This is a genomic window from Acinetobacter sp. CAU_H_78 (assembly GCF_058599365.1).
Genome location: NZ_CM178652.1, coordinates 1,436,131 through 1,452,965 on the forward strand (window position 1 = coordinate 1,436,131; position 16,835 = coordinate 1,452,965).

13 protein-coding genes and 1 riboswitch are annotated in these 16,835 nt (G+C 44.1%); of the genes, 11 read left to right on the forward strand and 2 right to left on the reverse strand.

From position 1 onward, the window contains the following. The first annotated feature begins 51 nt into the window (after nt 1–51). Nucleotides 52–1,422, forward strand: coding sequence for an MFS transporter (locus tag AC4MCD_RS07040; RefSeq protein WP_491876775.1), 1,371 nt, complete (start codon nt 52–54; stop codon nt 1,420–1,422). A gap of 112 nt (nt 1,423–1,534) precedes the next feature. Next, nucleotides 1,535–2,878, forward strand: a complete 1,344-nt coding sequence (locus AC4MCD_RS07045; RefSeq protein ID WP_491876776.1) for a DcaP family trimeric outer membrane transporter — start codon at nt 1,535–1,537, stop codon at nt 2,876–2,878. A gap of 41 nt (nt 2,879–2,919) precedes the next feature. Here the strand turns inward: AC4MCD_RS07045 and AC4MCD_RS07050 are convergent, their stop codons facing one another. Then, the gene (locus AC4MCD_RS07050) at nt 2,920–4,341 is read right to left on the reverse strand and encodes an aminotransferase-like domain-containing protein (protein WP_491876777.1); all 1,422 of its coding nucleotides are present in this window, start codon (nt 4,339–4,341) and stop codon (nt 2,920–2,922) included. Nucleotides 4,342–4,949: 608 nt separating this feature from the next. On the opposite strand from AC4MCD_RS07050, the gene AC4MCD_RS07055 reads away from it, so the two are divergent. The 6 genes from AC4MCD_RS07055 to AC4MCD_RS07080 all read left to right on the forward strand — a co-directional run bounded on the left by AC4MCD_RS07055 (nt 4,950) and on the right by AC4MCD_RS07080 (nt 10,655). After that, complete coding sequence (locus AC4MCD_RS07055; protein WP_491876778.1) at nt 4,950–6,587, forward strand: long-chain-fatty-acid--CoA ligase; 1,638 nt, start codon at nt 4,950–4,952, stop codon at nt 6,585–6,587. Between the two features lie 318 nt (nt 6,588–6,905). Next, nucleotides 6,906–7,928, forward strand: coding sequence for a flavin reductase family protein (locus AC4MCD_RS07060; protein ID WP_419374728.1), 1,023 nt, complete (start codon nt 6,906–6,908; stop codon nt 7,926–7,928). A gap of 40 nt (nt 7,929–7,968) precedes the next feature. Continuing rightward, the gene (locus tag AC4MCD_RS07065; RefSeq protein WP_491876779.1) at nt 7,969–9,135 is read left to right on the forward strand and encodes a fatty acid desaturase family protein; all 1,167 of its coding nucleotides are present in this window, start codon (nt 7,969–7,971) and stop codon (nt 9,133–9,135) included. A 355-nt stretch (nt 9,136–9,490) separates the two neighbouring features. Next, nucleotides 9,491–9,886 carry a transposase family protein gene (locus AC4MCD_RS07070; protein ID WP_008306679.1) on the forward strand — a complete coding sequence of 132 codons (396 nt, stop codon included), beginning with the start codon at nt 9,491–9,493 and terminating at the stop codon, nt 9,884–9,886. After that, nucleotides 9,834–10,304, forward strand: coding sequence for an IS5/IS1182 family transposase (locus tag AC4MCD_RS07075; protein ID WP_004809604.1), 471 nt, complete (start codon nt 9,834–9,836; stop codon nt 10,302–10,304). The genes AC4MCD_RS07070 and AC4MCD_RS07075 overlap by 53 nt, the downstream gene beginning before the upstream one ends. Nucleotides 10,305–10,307: 3 nt before the next feature. Continuing rightward, the gene (locus tag AC4MCD_RS07080) at nt 10,308–10,655 is read left to right on the forward strand and encodes a hypothetical protein (RefSeq protein ID WP_491876780.1); all 348 of its coding nucleotides are present in this window, start codon (nt 10,308–10,310) and stop codon (nt 10,653–10,655) included. 69 nt (nt 10,656–10,724) lie between these two features. Here the strand turns inward: AC4MCD_RS07080 and AC4MCD_RS07085 are convergent, their stop codons facing one another. Further along, a complete protein-coding gene (locus AC4MCD_RS07085) occupies nt 10,725–11,435 on the reverse strand; it encodes an HAD family hydrolase (RefSeq protein ID WP_491876781.1) in 711 nt (236 codons plus the stop codon). A gap of 190 nt (nt 11,436–11,625) precedes the next feature. Continuing rightward, nucleotides 11,626–11,729, forward strand: a riboswitch (guanidine-I (ykkC/yxkD leader). A gap of 30 nt (nt 11,730–11,759) precedes the next feature. Here AC4MCD_RS07085 and AC4MCD_RS07090 point away from each other — a divergent pair. Genes AC4MCD_RS07090 through uca form a run of 3 tightly spaced genes read left to right on the forward strand, consistent with a single transcriptional unit; the run spans nt 11,760 to nt 16,784 of the window. Then, the gene (locus AC4MCD_RS07090; protein ID WP_491876782.1) at nt 11,760–12,506 is read left to right on the forward strand and encodes an urea amidolyase associated protein UAAP1; all 747 of its coding nucleotides are present in this window, start codon (nt 11,760–11,762) and stop codon (nt 12,504–12,506) included. Between the two features lie 15 nt (nt 12,507–12,521). Further along, the gene (locus AC4MCD_RS07095) at nt 12,522–13,175 is read left to right on the forward strand and encodes an urea amidolyase associated protein UAAP2 (protein WP_491876783.1); all 654 of its coding nucleotides are present in this window, start codon (nt 12,522–12,524) and stop codon (nt 13,173–13,175) included. 3 nt (nt 13,176–13,178) lie between these two features. Continuing rightward, nucleotides 13,179–16,784 (forward strand): urea carboxylase, encoded by a 3,606-nt coding sequence (uca, locus tag AC4MCD_RS07100; RefSeq protein WP_491876784.1) that lies wholly within the window; start codon nt 13,179–13,181, stop codon nt 16,782–16,784. Nucleotides 16,785–16,835: the final 51 nt, after the last annotated feature.

The window sequence follows — 16,835 nt, forward strand, 5'->3', positions numbered from 1 at the left end:
TCTTCTGCATTGTGAATCTCATAAATTGAACTTCACAATTAGGAGGTGGAGATGTCTACAAATAAAGTGAATATAAATACGCTGATCGATGAAGCGAAGTTCACGCCTTTTCATTGGGGCGTCCTGATCTGGTGTTTGCTGATCATTATTTTTGACGGTTATGACCTGGTGATTTACGGCGTGGCTTTACCGCTACTGATGCAGGAATGGTCACTCAGTGCAGTACAGGCCGGAATGTTAGCCAGTACCGCCTTGTTCGGTATGATGTTTGGTGCCATGAGCTTTGGCACTTTGTCCGATAAACTGGGACGTAAAAAAACCATCATGATCTGTGTCGCGATCTTTAGTGGTTTTACGTTTATCGGTGCCTTTGCTACATCACCTGTCGAATTCGGGATTTTACGTTTCCTTGCCGGACTTGGTATTGGGGGCGTGATGCCAAACGTCGTTGCCCTGATGACGGAATACGCACCGAAGCGGATTCGCAGCACGCTGGTTGCCTTGATGTTTAGTGGTTATGCGATCGGTGGCATGACATCTGCCTTACTTGGCGCATGGCTGGTGCCACAGTTTGGCTGGAAAATCATGTTCTTGCTTGCGGGTACTCCTTTACTGTTCCTGCCAATACTCTGGAAATATTTACCAGAATCGCTGATGTACCTGACCAATAAGCAGCAGACTGCTCAAGCGCAAAGCATTATCCGGAAAATTTCGCCAACACAGGTAATTGGATCTGACACCCTGTTTGTCCTGAATGAAGTGCAAAAAGGCGATGAAGCACCTTTAAAAGCATTATTTCAGCAAGGCCGCACATTTAGTACCTTTATGTTCTGGCTAGCTTTCTTTATGTGTCTATTAATGGTCTATGCACTGGGCAGCTGGTTACCGAAACTGATGATCCAGGCTGGATATTCACTTGGTGCCAGTATGATCTTCCTGTTTGCCCTGAATATTGGTGGCATGATTGGGGCTATTGGTGGAGGTTATCTGGCAGACCGTTTCCATATCAAAAAAGTACTGACCATCATGTTTCTTTGCGGGGCAGCTTCTTTAATCCTGCTCGGTTATAACAGTCCGCAATTCGTGCTTTATAGCTTGATTGCAGTGGCCGGTGCAGCAACCATTGGTTCTCAAATTCTCCTGTATACCTTCGTGGCACAATATTATCCATCGACTGTGCGTTCCACCGGCATGGGTTGGGCTTCCGGGATTGGACGTATCGGTGCGATCGTTGGACCGGTATTGACAGGTGCTTTACTCACCATGAATTTACCGCATCAAATGAACTTCTTTGCAATTGCGATTCCCGGTTTGATTGCTGCGCTGGCAATTTTCCTGGTGAACTTAAAAATGTCTGTAGAAGGTCAAGCCCTTGCTGCACCTGAGATTCGCACTGATTCTCTCGCTGAAAAAGCAAGTTAATGGATTAAATATCAATTAATAAAGAAAACACTTCTAATGATAGAGATCGCCATCGTAAGCGGTGGTGATCTGTTGCTAGAATCGAGACGCATAATAAAAAAGTGAGTTTAGGATGAACACGAAACAATTATTTAATAATCAAACAATCACATTAAAACGCACGGTTCTGATGAGCATGATGGCAATAAGTTTAGGGGGCCTTAGCTTGTCTGCCCAGGCACAAACTCCAGCTCAGTCCAATCAACAGGAAATTGAGCAGTTGCGTCAGGAGGTTCAAGCTTTACGTGCCTTGATTGAACAGCAGCAGACTCAGACAGCTGCTGTAACTGCACCTGTAGCGACAACGCCGGCACCTGTGAATACAGCAGTAGCGCCTGCGAGCAAATCTGTGATGAAAATTGCCAGTGGGGCCGAGTTTAATCTATACGGTAATATCCGTGCTGATGCCTCTTATCAGGCTGAGGGCGGTGCAGCGACACGTATGTATAACCAGATTAATGCGGTACCTCTTGAAGGCACAGGTGAACGCAGTGATGAATTTAAGTCCACGCTTTCAGCCACCCGTTTAGGGATGGATTTTAAAGCGCCTGTGGGTGCTGGGGATAAAGCCTTAAGTGGTAAAGTTGAGGTCGATTTCCTGGGTGGGGCTAGTTTTGATAACCTGCGTATCCGCCATGCCTATATCAGCTATGCTGACTGGTTAATTGGTCAAACCTGGTCAAACTTTGCGACCCCAGACTATATACCTGAGACGGTAGATGCACTGGTTTATGCCGGTGGTTCAATTAAACGGACGCCTCAGATTCGTCATACCAGTACTTTGAGTCCAGCGACCAATCTGGTGCTTGCAGTAGAAGATCCGAAAGATGCGACCATTACGGGAATCAAACAGCGTTTACCGGCTTTAACTGCACGCTTAAACCACAAATTTGCGGATAATCTTTCTGTCAGCGCACGTGCGATGGGGAATGAAAAACGTGTGAATGAAGATGAAAAAACTGCATGGGGTGTGGGCTTAGGTGCCAAATACGAGTTTGTTCCAGGCACCAGCCTTAAGGCAGATTATTATCATGTCAAAGGAGATAGCAGTTTTGTCTCTTACGCTAACCCAGGTGTCGTTACAGCTGCTAATGGAGATCTTCTACAGAGTGAATTTGACTCAATTACAGTCGGTCTAACGCAGCAGTTTAATGATAAATTGCGTGGCACAGTAGGCTATGGTTATATGAATTTCGACCAAGATAATGGCTATCTTGCTGCTCCTGGTCTGACTCTAACAGCAGTGAACAAAGACCTTTGGCAGGCTTGGGCCAATGTGTTCTATAACCCTACAAAACCGCTGAGTTTTGGCCTGGAATATGTTTATGGTGAACGTGAAGCATTGGGTGCTGCACCAAATGGCAGTACAAAAGGTGAAGATAACCGAGTGAATGCCGTTGCAATTTACAGTTTCTAAGCTCCAGCGATTTAACATAAGAAACCTAAAGCGTGGATGAATTAATCCACGCTTTTTGCATGATTCAGGATCACCTCTGCCAGTACATTGACAGCGTTTTCTATCTCAGAAGTCCAGTCAAATGAACAGTTCAGGCGAATATAATTCTGGCTGGTATGTTCCGGTTTAAACAGCAAAGCAGGAGCAATGGCAATATTGTACTGAATCAGCTGTTCATATAAAACCTGACCATCCAGCTGTTCCGGCAATTTGATCCAGAGAAAATAGCCACTAGAATAATAATAAATTTCACAGACTGAATCTAAACGCGCTTTGAGTTCCTGATAAAACTTTTGCTTATACTTTTCCAGCTGCTGTTTTAAATGGCGCAAATGCTTTTCATAATGATGATGGGACAGAAAATCGACCAGTGCATTTTGTAATAGCGGACTAACAGTCAAAGTACTCATGAGCTGTAAATGCTGGATTGCATCGGAAAATGGGCCAGCGAAAACCCAGCCGACCCGCGCACCCATGCCCAGAGTTTTAGAAAATGAAGAGCAGTGCAATACCCGTTGATGCTGATCAAAATATTTTACGGAAACCGGTTTATGAGCGCCGTAATTGAGTTCCTGATAGACATCATCTTCAATCAGATACACCTGATATTCATTCAACAGTTCCGCAATTCTTTGCTTGATCTCTGAATTTACCGTAAAGCCAATCGGATTATGTGCATTCAGCATCAGCCAGCAGACTTTGATCGGGTACTGTTTTAGGGCCTGTTCAAATGATTCCAGGTCAAAACCAAACTGCGGATGTTCAGGGATTGTGATCACCTGCAAGCCTAAACGTTCAGCCGCCTGCCAGGCACCATAAAAAATGGTTTGCTGGAGCAGGATAAAGTCGCCAGGTTGAGTCAAAGCCTGTAAAGACAGATTGAGGGCTTCCAAGGCACCAGAAGTAATGACAATGTCATCCGAAGAGCAGTTTATGCCTTGTAACTGATAGCGGTTGGCAATGAGTTGGCGTAATTCCTGATTACCCGGTGGCATATGATTTTGATGGCTATAACTGCTTTTTCTTTTGCTATGCTGCGCCAGAATCTGCATAAATCGGCTGTTATATAACAGTTCAGCATTTGGAAAAGCTGAACCAAAAGGCGCAATATTTGGAGTTTGCAGTGACTTTAAATAATTAAATACCACAGAGTTAATTTTAACTTTGGAGTTTAAGCCAATCTGTACCGCCGGCTCTTTGCTGCTATAGGTTTGTGGTCGCTCCGCAATATAGTAGCCAGATTTATCTTTGGCATAGACCAATCCTTGCGATTCGAGCACCTGATAGGCATTAAGCACCGTCATCAGGCTATAGCCGGACAATTCAGTCTGTTCCCGCAATGAAGGTAATTTGTCATGCGCCTTCCATGCGCCATTTTCAATCATCTGGCGAATATTCTGGGCCAGCTTTTCAGACTTGAACATAAGAAAATAAAATCTAAACTGTACTAATATAATCGGAATTATATTATGAATAAGTTATTAAAATATAACAAATCAAAAAAATAAGTGGCTAACTGTTATATTTTTTTAAATGAATATTGTATCTATACAGCTGATTTAGGTCTGCTGATAATAAAACTCATAACGCCAGACCAACCTATGGGTGATCATATGAATTAAGAAGACAACAAAGCACCAAAATATGCGGATAGCAGTATTTCTGATGCAGCATTCAAGAAGATGATTCTCTGGTTTGCACTTTATGCCAGTTTATTCTGCCTAGGCGTTATCTTTGTAGTAAATGCAGACAAAATTATGATGAGCGGCTTTTAAAATTCTCTCCTTGAACACTATCATCGCCCCAATCTAAATTGGGGCTTTTTTTATGGCACACATTACCAGTTTTATTTTCTACTTTTTCTGCATCCACTCTGTAACTTTGTCACAATTTGACACTCACAAAATCAGATTTCCTTGCTAGATTCAGACTGTTTGATGATAAAAATGAATACAGGCTTTTCGCCAGCGCATCATACAGAAATAACAACGATATAACAGATGGACAAATAACAAGGATAAAGGAGTGAAGCATGCTCGGAAATATGATGTTCCAGCCCTTACTGATCAGCAGCATGATTGAACATGCCGGCCGTTATCATGCCGATACCGAGATCATTTCTAAAAATACCGATACCAGCATTAAAAAGACCAATTGGGGAGAAATCCGGGAAAATTCGAAACGTTTTGCCAATGTATTACAGCAATTCGGTCTGACACTCGGCGATCGGGTTGCGACTATTGCCTGGAATAATCATCGACATCTAGAATCTTGGTATGCCATTTCGGGGAGCGGGCTGGTTTGCCATACCATTAACCCGCGTTTATTTCCGGAACAGCTGGTATTTATTATCAATGATGCTGCCGATCGGGTACTGCTGTTTGATAAAACCTTTGCACCTTTAATTAAAGCCGTCAAACCGTTATTAAAAACTGTAGAACAGTATATCTGTCTGGATGCTGAAGATTGCGCGATTCGTGAAGCCATTCCGGAAGTTCAGTTTTATGACGATTTGCTTGCCCAGCAATCTGCAGAATTTGACTGGCCTGAACTGGATGAAAATACAGCGAGTTCACTGTGTTATACCTCCGGTACGACTGGAAATCCGAAAGGGGTTTTATATAGCCATCGCTCAACAGTATTGCATAGTTATGCCATTATCATGCCGGATTCCCTGAATGTAGCAGCGCGTGACATCATGCTGCCAGTGGTACCAATGTTCCATGTCAATGCCTGGGGAACCCCATATGCCGCTGCCATGGTCGGTTGTACTTTAGTGCTGCCAGGGCCGGGCCTGGATGGAGCCAGTCTGGTCAATCTGATTGATACATATAAAGTGTCTGTAGCTTTAGGCGTTCCAACGATCTGGCAAGGGCTGATTGCGGCTGCCCAGCAAAGTGGTTCAAAACTGGAAAGCCTGAAACGGAATGTGGTCGGTGGTTCTGCCTGTCCACCGGCGATGCTGAAAACCTTTAAAGAGCAGTTTAATTGCGAAACCATTCATGCTTGGGGGATGACTGAAACCAGTCCCCTCGGGAGTGCCAATCAGCTAAAAACCAAACACCTCGATCTGGCGGATGAAGAAAAAATGCAGATTCGTCTGTCTCAAGGTCGTCCACCGTTTGGCGTTGATTTACGTTTAACCGATGAAGAAAAAGGGACCCAGGAAATCGCCCGAGATGGTGAAACCATAGGTAATCTGCAAATTAAAGGACATTGGATCATTGATCATTATTTTGGCAAGGAAGAATCTGCGCTCACAGCAGATGGCTGGTTTGATACCGGAGATATTGCCACCTTAAATGAAGATGGCTTTATGAAGCTGTGTGACCGTTCCAAAGATCTGATCAAGTCAGGTGGTGAGTGGATCTCTTCAGTCGATCTTGAAAATATGGCCATGGGACATCCTGAAATTGCCATGGCTGCCGTGATTGCGGCACAGCATCCTAAATGGGATGAGCGTCCCGTTCTGATTGCGATTAAAAAGCCAGAGAGTCATGTGAGTGAAGCTGAAATGCTGGATTACTATGCGGACAAAGTTGCTAAATGGCAGATCCCGGATCGCGTGATCTTTGTAGATTCAATTCCATTGAGTGGCACTGGAAAAATGTTGAAAAAAGACCTGCGTGAACTTTATGGCTCTATCTTGCTGGAACAGGCCGTAGGTTAAGCTATTTTTTTAAAAGGTAAATTTTTGCCTTTTTAACTCACCCAATATTTAAAACAGAAACTGATCTCTTATAAAGAGGTCAGTTTTTTTATATGTTTTTGCTAAAAATATACAGACCAAAAAAGCAATTTATTCAGTTCATACAGTTTTAACAGCACTTTCTGGCTAAGATTGTCTTACAAAAAGTCCAACTATGGTTTCTAAGCACATAATTTGACCTACATTGACATGGTGTGAGCTTCAGAATTCTTTATTCTGGACTACATAATAAATAGACAGTTGTACATTAATACTGTCTGCGGAATAGAGGGGATAAAAATGACAAGTATGACAACCTACAAGCCGCATTGGATTCGTGAAGATTTCATTGATTTTGTTGGTGAAAAAATCCATCCAACTTGGGCACTCAAAAAAGTCAAAGCATCGATCGTGAATATTCAGGCGGTCAGCCCGGACTTTTTCAAAATCCAGTTACGTCCAAATTATAACTTTAATCGCGGGTCATTTCAGGCCGGTCAAAATATCGCGGTGACTCTGCGTCTGGATGGAGTACGTCATCAACGTCATTATTCTATCGTGACCATTTTAAAAAATGGTGATGTGATTATTGCAGTCAAGCAGCAAGGTAAAGTGTCGCGTGCCTTAACTTTATTGCAACTGGGTGCAGTGGTCGAGCTGTCTCAGCCACAGGGCGAATTTACCTTATTAAACTCTCCTAAACCGATTCTGTTTCTGGCATCAGGCAGTGGCATTACTGCGATTTATTCCTTATTGCAAAAAGCAGTCGTGCAGTTTCAGCATCCGATTGATCTGATCTATTTCACCCGTGATGATGCATTTCATGCCGAGATCAAAACCCTGGCGTTGATGCATCCTCATCTGAAATATCATCATTTTAATACAGTCGAGCATAAGCAGCATCTGAGCCAGCAATTGCTAAACAAGCTGGTACCAGATTTTGAACAGCGTGAAATCTATGCCTGTGGTTCAGCGGGAATGATGAAAACTGCACTCAAAATTGCCGATAAACTGGCGGTGAAATCTAGCTTCCATTCTGAATATTTCCAGATTGCAATGGATGAAAAAGTGAAAGCACAGCCTGTACAGTTTTTAAGATCGCAGCAGGAATTCCAGGCAGAATCTAATCTGCTGGAAAGTGCAGAGCAGGCGGGTCTTCGTCCAGCGCATGGTTGCCGTATGGGCATTTGTAATACTTGCTCATGTACTAAAGTCAGCGGTTCGGTGAAAAACATGCTGACGGGTGAGATCGACCACGGCAGCAATACTCCAATCAAACTTTGTATTTCACAGGCCGTCAGTCCTGTGGTGATTAATTTATAAGCTATTTCAACCATTACTAAACGAATAAGAAGGTGCTCCCATGAATATGCAAATTGATTTTAAAAAACACAGTAAATCTCAATTTCTAAGCCCGGAACAGGTTGAAGAGTTCGGTGCCAAGGTTGATGCTATCCGCCGTGAAGTAATGGAAGATTTGGGCGAGAAAGACGCAGAATATATTTATAAAATCCGTAATTTTGTACGTTATAGCGAGATTGCTTCCCGTGGCATGTTGATGGTCGCAGGCTGGTTGCCGCCGGTCTGGTTAGCGGGCACAGGCTTATTGGGTATCTCGAAAATCGTGGAAAATATGGAACTTGGCCATAACGTGATGCACGGCCAGTTCGACTGGATGAATGATCCGAGCCTGAATGGTTCGACTTATGATTGGGATACTATTTCCACTGGGGATGACTGGAAATACACCCATAACTATATCCACCACACGTATACCAATATTGTCGGTATGGATCACGATGTCGGCTATGGTCTGATCCGTGTCAGTGAATCTCAGCCGTGGGAACTACGTTTTATCTGGAATATTCCTTTAACCATTCAGTTGATGGTGTTCTTTGAATGGTATGTGGGTGTACAGCGTTTGCATCTGGAAGATGTAATTGCCTATAAAACCAAAACCTGGAAACAGGTCTGGGAAGAAGCAGCACCTTTACGCAAAAAAATGCACCGTCAGGTTCTGAAAGATTATGTATTTTTCCCGATTATTGCCGGTCCAAATGCGATTCCAGTATTTACGGGGAATGCGGTTGCCAATGTGATTCGTAGCCTATGGGCGTCTGCGGTGATCTTCAATGGACATTTCACTGAAGATGCAGAAACCTTTGAAATGGACAATACCGACAATGAAACCCGTGCGGAATGGTATCTGCGTCAGATCCGTGGTTCGAGCAACTTCAGTGGCGCGAACTGGTTGCATATTCTGAGTGGTAATTTAAGCCATCAGATTGAGCATCATCTGTTCCCAGATATGCCAGCAAACCGTTATGCCGAAGTAGCACCAAAAATCAAAGCCTTATGTGCTGAGTACGGGGTTCACTATAACGAAGCTAGCTTTATGAAGCAGTTCTCGACTGTATGGGTCAGACTGGCGAAATGCTCACTGCCAAATGAATGGAATCAGCAAATTGCAGAAAAAACTCATGCAGTTAAATCGGTGTTTCGTTACTTTAAATCTAAGCTTGTAAATTAATTTTTAAGGTTTCTCTATTATCCAGTTTGGTACTCCTCAATAGATTTGGATGGTCTATTGAGGATTTTTTTATCTGTTAAAAAGTGGCAAGTTCACACGAATTTATGAATGAAATATGAAGATGATTTTCAAAAAATGACGAAGCTGGGACAGATTTACTACGGCTGAAACGCTTCGCCTACAAGCTAAGCGTTTACCTCAAGAAGGTTCTTTTTATAATGGCCGCGTTCTATTATTCAAGGTCTCAGTTTTGAAATATCTTAAATATTAGATATCTTTCATAAATCAAAAAACGATCTTCTTTTTGGTTAATATTTGCACTCCGGATTTCTTAGCATTCGTGCATAATCTGCGGATGAAATACATCGATTCAAACAAGCTTTCTGATCCTCAGTTCAAGCGATACACAGGCATCTCATGGTCAACTTTCTATTTGATGGTTGAGCAATTGCAGAAGCATGTCTCTGCCAAAGGCAGACCGCCCAAGTTAAGCCTGGAGGATCAGGTCCTGCTCTGTCTGAGCTATTGGCGGGAATACCGAACCTTATTTCACGTTGCGACGAGTTACGGGGTTTCAGAGCCCACAGCCTCAAGAATTGTCCGTCATGTTGAAGACTGCCTGATTCGGTCCAATCTGTTTAATTTACCCAAAGATTTACCCGAGGGCGAAGGCATCGACTGGAATGTTGTAATCGTGGATGCCACGGAAATTCCAATCCAAAGGCCTAAAAAAACAGAAGAAAAGCTATAGCGGCAAGAAAAAGACCCATACCTTTAAAGTACAGGCCATGATTCACTACAAAACTCAGCAAATTCTGAGTTTATGTACCAGTCGCGGTGCAGTGCATGATTTCGAGTTGTTCAAACGCAATTTAAACCAGATTCCTTTTGGGGCTTTTATCCTTGCAGATAAAGGCTATCAGGGGATTTATGTGTTGTATCCGAATAGCCTGTTGCCATTAAAAGCCAAAAGACACTGTAAATTGGATCCTGAATTGAAAATCTATAATCAAGAAATCAATAAAAGAAGAATTGGAATTGAGCATGTATTTGGCAGCCTGAAAACCTTCAAAATCCTTGCTGAGCGTTATCGAAATAGAGGTAAAAGGCTTGGTTTGAGATTCAATTTAATCGCTGGAATCTACAACTTGGAACTGAGCAAAAAATGATTTATGAAAGAGGTCTATTTTTCAGGCATCTCACTGTTATTGCTGTTAACCGCGTGTAATACCCCGGAAACTCCTGCACCAGATTATCAGGGGAACTGGAAAAATACACTGGAAAACCCAAAATTGGAAAATATCCTGGTGATTTCCAAAAATGGTGAAAACTATTTCATTACCAATACCATTAAAGACAAAGAAAGCGGCAAAACCGACAAGAAAAATCCGATGCCAGCTTCAGTCGCTGATAATGGTCTGCTTCAGATTAATTCAGGTACAGGTGTCGTTGATTTCGCGATCGACGAAAAAACTGGCAATCTGGTCGGTTCAGGCTCCGTCTATAAAAAAGCCAAATAATGCTCTAATCTAATCAATTCAGAGATAACACGAAAAATGCCATGATCAGGGATGATTCATGGCATTTTTTTAGTTTACCAATTTTATGAGACCAGCAAAATCTTCTACAAAATAATCTGCCTTGGCTTTGATCAGATCCATTTCATGCGCAGAATACTGGTCGTAAATTGCCACGACATCAATTCCCGCATTGTTGGCAGCTTCCACCCCAATTAAAGAATCTTCAATAATCAGGCAATCTTTGGCTTCAATTTCAAAATGCTGGAGCGCATTTAAATACACTTCTGGATGCGGTTTGATATTCTCGACATTTTCACGAGTCAAAATAATCGCAAAATCATCATCAAAACTGATTTTCTGATTAATCTTCTGGTTATTGTCCTGATAACGCTGCACATTGAACAAGCTGGTGGTAGTCGTAAGTGCCAATTGTATCCCTCGCTGCTTCAGGGCTTGAATCAGCAGCTCAGCTTGAGGTTTGAGTTCAATCACATGATCCAGAAAATGCCGTGAAATACCGTAACGGCGATTTTTAACCTCTTCCTTGCTTGGCTTGAAACCATAGAGGTCTTTTAAATAGCCACAATATTCCAGATAGGGATCGGGCATATGTCTAAAGGCTTTCAGTTGCAGGTCACGTTGTTGCTGAATCTGATCTAGACCAATTTCAATTCCAGATAATTCCAGAATCAGGGCAGCATCGACCTGGTTCCAGATTCCCACTGAGTCAATCAAGGTTCCATCCAGGTCAAAACACACCAGCTTTTTATCTTTAAACATGTCACACCCATTTTTCTTTCTCCGCCATTATCCCGTTTTTAGAAAGAGATAAAAAGTCCAGTTTGGGTGCACATCCAGTCTGTATTTATCAATAAATACCTAAAATGAACTTATTTTGAGCATTTTAAGTATTACTAATAATAAAAATCGTAATACTAAATTGGCACAGCATTTGCATTTATCTAAGCATCATAAAGTGATCTAGGGTTCCGGCAGTTTTTTAAAAAACTGCGGCTGAGACCGAGAGTTCACGGCTCGATTTGAGCTACACGGAGGGATAAAAGCCCGGGAGGTTGGAACAAAAACCTTAGAGAGGTCATGCAAATGGGCGCAATAGACAATAAGTACCATAACAATCAAACACTTTGGACTGAAATCCTGCCGGGAGGGCATCATTGGTCCGGGCGCATTCAAAAAGGCGCAGTACTGCAATTCAAGGCACTGGGTGCCAATGCCAACGTATCGCTGTTCTGTGTCAATGCTGAAGACAAACTAGAACGTTACAACATGCCAGACAGTCTGAAAGGCCAACATACCGCATACCTGACAGCAGGGAATGTACTGTATTCCGATCTGGGTCGTGTGATGGCATCCATCGTCAAAGATGAAGCTGGCTGGAACGATACTTTCTGCGGGCCATCCCGTCCTGAACAGATTGAAAAACAGTTTGGCATCCGTACCTTCCAGGATGCCCGCAATGACATGTACCAAAGCGGTTTAGATGGTCTGTTAATTGAATTATCTAAATTCTCACTCGGTCAGACTGACCTGAGTGCAACCGTCAATCTGTTCTCTAAAGTTACGCCAAATGATGCCGGCGCATTGTCTTATGTGCCTTCAGACAATACTGATCAAATCATTGAACTGCGTTTTGAAATGGATTGTCTGGTGTTCCTGTCTGCTGCACCACATGGACTAGATAACAGTGCGGAATATCAACCGGCTGATATTCAATTATCTTTGTTTAAAGCCAATAGCTTAGGCGAAACCGATATCTGTCGCGACTCCTGTCCACAGAACCAGCGTGCATTCCAGAACAACGCACGTTACTACGCACTTTCAAACGTTTAAGGCAGGAGAATAACCATGACAGCTCTACAACAATTCGAAAAAACCGTACTTAGCGAAATCTGTCCTGCCGGTGAAGCATGGATGTGCGAAGTCAAAAAAGGCCAGTATTTCCGTATCATCGATTTGGAAGGGAATCAGGCAGTCGATACCTTATTTATCTCGGCTAAAAATCCGGAAGAGCGTTATAGCGCAACCGATACGCTGGCGATTAACCAGCAGATTTATCTGGAAAAAGGCACTACTTTATACAGCAACTTTGGCCGCGCTATTGCCGTGATTAATGACGATAACTGTGGCCGACACGACACTTTAGGCGGAGCATGTTCTTGCGAAAGTAACACGGTCCGTTATGCACATGACAAATACCCAATGCACAGCTGCCGTAACAACTTTATGTATGCGCTGGCAAAACATCCGGTGGCAAAAAAACATGGCTTAAACGTGCGTCACATCGGTCCAAACATCAACTTCTTTATGAATGTGCCAGTAACGGCTGATGGTCACCTGAAATTTGATGATGGTATTTCTGCACCAGGCAAGTATGTGGAAATCAAGGCGGAAATGGACCTGATCGTACTGATCTCGAACTGTCCTCAGCTGAACAACCCATGTAATGCCTATAACCCGACACACATCCAGCTGGTTGTATGTGAAGGCGAGGAGGCTTAAGTCATGTTTGATAAAGTTCTGATTGCCAACCGTGGCGCAATTGCCTGCCGCGTGATCCGTACCCTGAAAAAACTCGGGATTCAGTCTGTAGCCGTTTATTCTGAAGCAGACCGTGATTCATTACATATCACACTGGCAGATGAAGCAGTATATATCGGTGAAGCTCCAGCCAGCCAAAGTTATTTAAACGTTGAAAAAATTCTGGAAGTCGCGAAACAGACCGGTGCACAAGCGATTCATCCGGGTTATGGCTTCCTGTCGGAAAATGCTGAATTCTGCGACCTCTGTGAAGCACAAGGTATTGCCTTTATTGGGCCAAACTCTGCGCAGATGCGTGCCTTTGGTCTTAAACACACTGCACGTGAACTTGCGATTCAAGCCAATGTACCATTGCTTCCAGGTAGCCAGTTACTGGCAGATGAAACTGAAGCACTGACAGAAGCAGCGCGTATCGGTTACCCAGTCATGCTGAAAAGTACTGCGGGTGGTGGCGGGATCGGCATGCGTCTGATCTGGAATGAAGCTGAACTGAAAGATGCTTACGCAACCGTATCGTACCTGGCGCAAGCCAACTTTAAGGATGCAGGTCTGTACCTGGAAAAATTTGTACAAAATGCCCGTCATATCGAAGTGCAGATTTTTGGTGATGGTCAAGGCAAGGTGATTGCACTGGGTGAACGCGATTGTTCGGTGCAACGCCGTAACCAGAAAGTCATTGAGGAAACGCCAGCACCGCATATTAGCGATGAACAACGTGCCTATATCCAGAATGTCGCAATTCAACTGATGGAGTCCGTAAACTACCGTTCTGCCGGTACGGTTGAATTCGTGATGGATACCGACACCCAGGAATTCTACTTCCTTGAAGTCAACACGCGTCTGCAAGTCGAACATGGCGTGACGGAGCAAGTCTTTGGTGTGGACCTGGTGGAATGGATGGTGACATTGGCCAGCGGTGACTGGACTGCACCAACCAAACAACTGGAATCCAAAGGTCATTCAATTCAGGTTCGTCTGTATGCTGAAGACCCGATCAAGAACTTCCAGCCAAGCGCCGGTCTGCTGACCTATGTCGAGTTTGATGAGAATGCTCGTAACGAAACCTGGGTGGAAACTGGTTCGAATGTATCGTCTTTCTATGATCCGATGATTGCCAAAATCATTGTCACCGCAAATGATCGTGACGCAGCCATTCAGGCCATGACCGATACACTGGAAAAAACTCAAGTGGCGGGTATCGAAACCAACCTGGAATATCTGCAAAACATCATCGACTGTGAGGTGTTTAAAGCAGGGACACAAACCACACGTTTCCTAAATAGCTTTGAGTGGAAAACCCAAAAAATCGAAGTGCTGCAAGCGGGCATTCAGACTGCGGTGCAGGATGTCACTGGTCGTTTGGGCTACTGGGATGTCGGTGTTCCGCCATCAGGTGCGATTGATCCATTGTCTTTAAATGTCGCAAACCAGCTTTTAGGTAATGTGCCAAATACCGCCGGTCTGGAATGTACCCTGCAAGGTCCGACGCTGAAATTCCACTGCGACAGCCAGATCGTACTGGCGGGCGGTGACATGCCATCAACATTGGATGGTGTGGCAGTACCGATGTGGCAAACCGTGAATGTACGTAAAGGTCAGATTCTAAAATGTGGCAAGATCGCAACCGGTTGCCGTACCTATATCGGCATCAAAGATGGACTGAATGTACCTGAATACTTGGGTTCACAAGCGACGTTTACCCTCGGTCAGTTTGGTGGTCATGCCGGCCGTAACTTACTGATCGGCGATATGCTGCCAATTACGTCATTCACAAGCGATGAAGTCAAAGTACTGGCACCTGAACAAGTTCCAACATTCAGTCATGAATGGGAAATTGCGGTGATGTATGGTCCACATGGTGCGCCAGACTTCTTTACCAAAAATGACATCGATACCTTCTTTGCCAATACTTTTGAGATTCACTTTAACTCTAGCCGTACCGGTATCCGCCTGGTTGGTCCTAAACCGGAATGGGCACGTGAAGATGGCGGTGAAGCAGGTCTGCATCCATCCAATATTCACGACAACGCGTATGCGATTGGTGCGATTGATTTCACTGGTGATATGCCAATCATTCTCGGTCCAGATGGTCCAAGCCTCGGTGGTTTTGTCTGTCCAGCGGTGGTGATCAACTCTGAACTGTGGAAATTGGGTCAGCTCAAAGCCGGTGACAAAGTCAAATTTGTCCCTGTTAGCTATCACCAAGCCAAACTGCTGAATGAAAAATATCATGCGCAGCTAGAAGCGCTGGATACTCAAGACGTTTCATTTAATGAATCCTTCTATCCAGAACTGGCTATGCTGAAAAATGCTGTACTGGATACCTTAAAAGGTGAAAATGGTGCGCCGGATGTGGTGTATCGCCCAGCAGGTAACAACTATCTGCTAGTGGAATATGGTGAGCTGGTACTGGATCTGAACCTGCGTTTCCGTATCCATGCCTTGATGCAATGGGTTCAAAAACAGAATATTCCGGGCATTATCGACCTGACGCCAGGCATCCGTTCGCTGCAAATCCATTTCGATTCAATCAAGCTGGATCAGCTCGACCTGTTGCGTCTGTTGCAAGTCGCTGAAACTGAACTGCCTGATGTGACTGAAATGGAAGTGCCATCACGTACCGTGTATTTGCCATTGGCATGGGAAGATTCTCAAACCCAACTGGCGACCGAACGTTATATGCAAACCGTACGTCCAGATGCACCATGGTGTCCAGACAATATCGAGTTTATCCGCCGTATTAATGGCCTGAAAGATAAACAGGCAGTAAAAGATGTAGTGTATAACGCCAGCTATTTGGTGATGGGCTTAGGCGATGTATATTTAGGTGCACCTGTGGCAACACCGCTTGATCCGCGTCAGCGTCTGGTAACTACTAAATATAACCCGGCGCGTACTTGGACCCCTGAAAATGCCGTGGGTATCGGCGGTGCTTATATGTGCGTGTACGGTATGGAAGGCCCTGGTGGTTATCAGTTCGTGGGTCGAACCACACAAATGTGGTCGCGTTACCGTAAAAATGCCGACTTCGAGCAAGGCAAACCATGGTTACTGCGCTTCTTTGACCAGATCAAGTTCTATGAAGTGTCTGAAGAAGAACTGATGCAAATGCGTGAGGACTTTAAGGCAGGTCGTCTGAAACTGCGTATTGAAGAAGGTGTGTTGAACCTGAAAGAGTACAACCAGTTCCTGACTGATAATGCCGATACCATTAGCGAGTTTAAGGCAACGCAACAAGCCAACTTTGAAGCGGAACGCCGTCGCTGGCATGAAGCTGGACTAGCAGAATACGTTTCTGAAAGTCTGGATGCCGTAGATGATGGTGAAACGGTGGCTATTCCGGAAGGTGGCTGTGCGGTGGAATCGCATATGCCAGGTTCGATCTGGAAAATTGAATGTCAGTCGGGCGATATTGTAGAAGAAGGTGCAACCTTAGCCGTGATTGAAGCGATGAAGATTGAGATTCCGATTATTGCCCCTGAACGTATGCGTGTAGATACGATTACGATTGAGAAAGGGCAAACGGTAAAAACAGGGCAGGTATTGTTTACGTTGGTGCCAGTGGCTTAAAGAATCCTCCCTAACCCTCCTTTGAAAAAGGAGGGAATTTCCCCTCTTTAT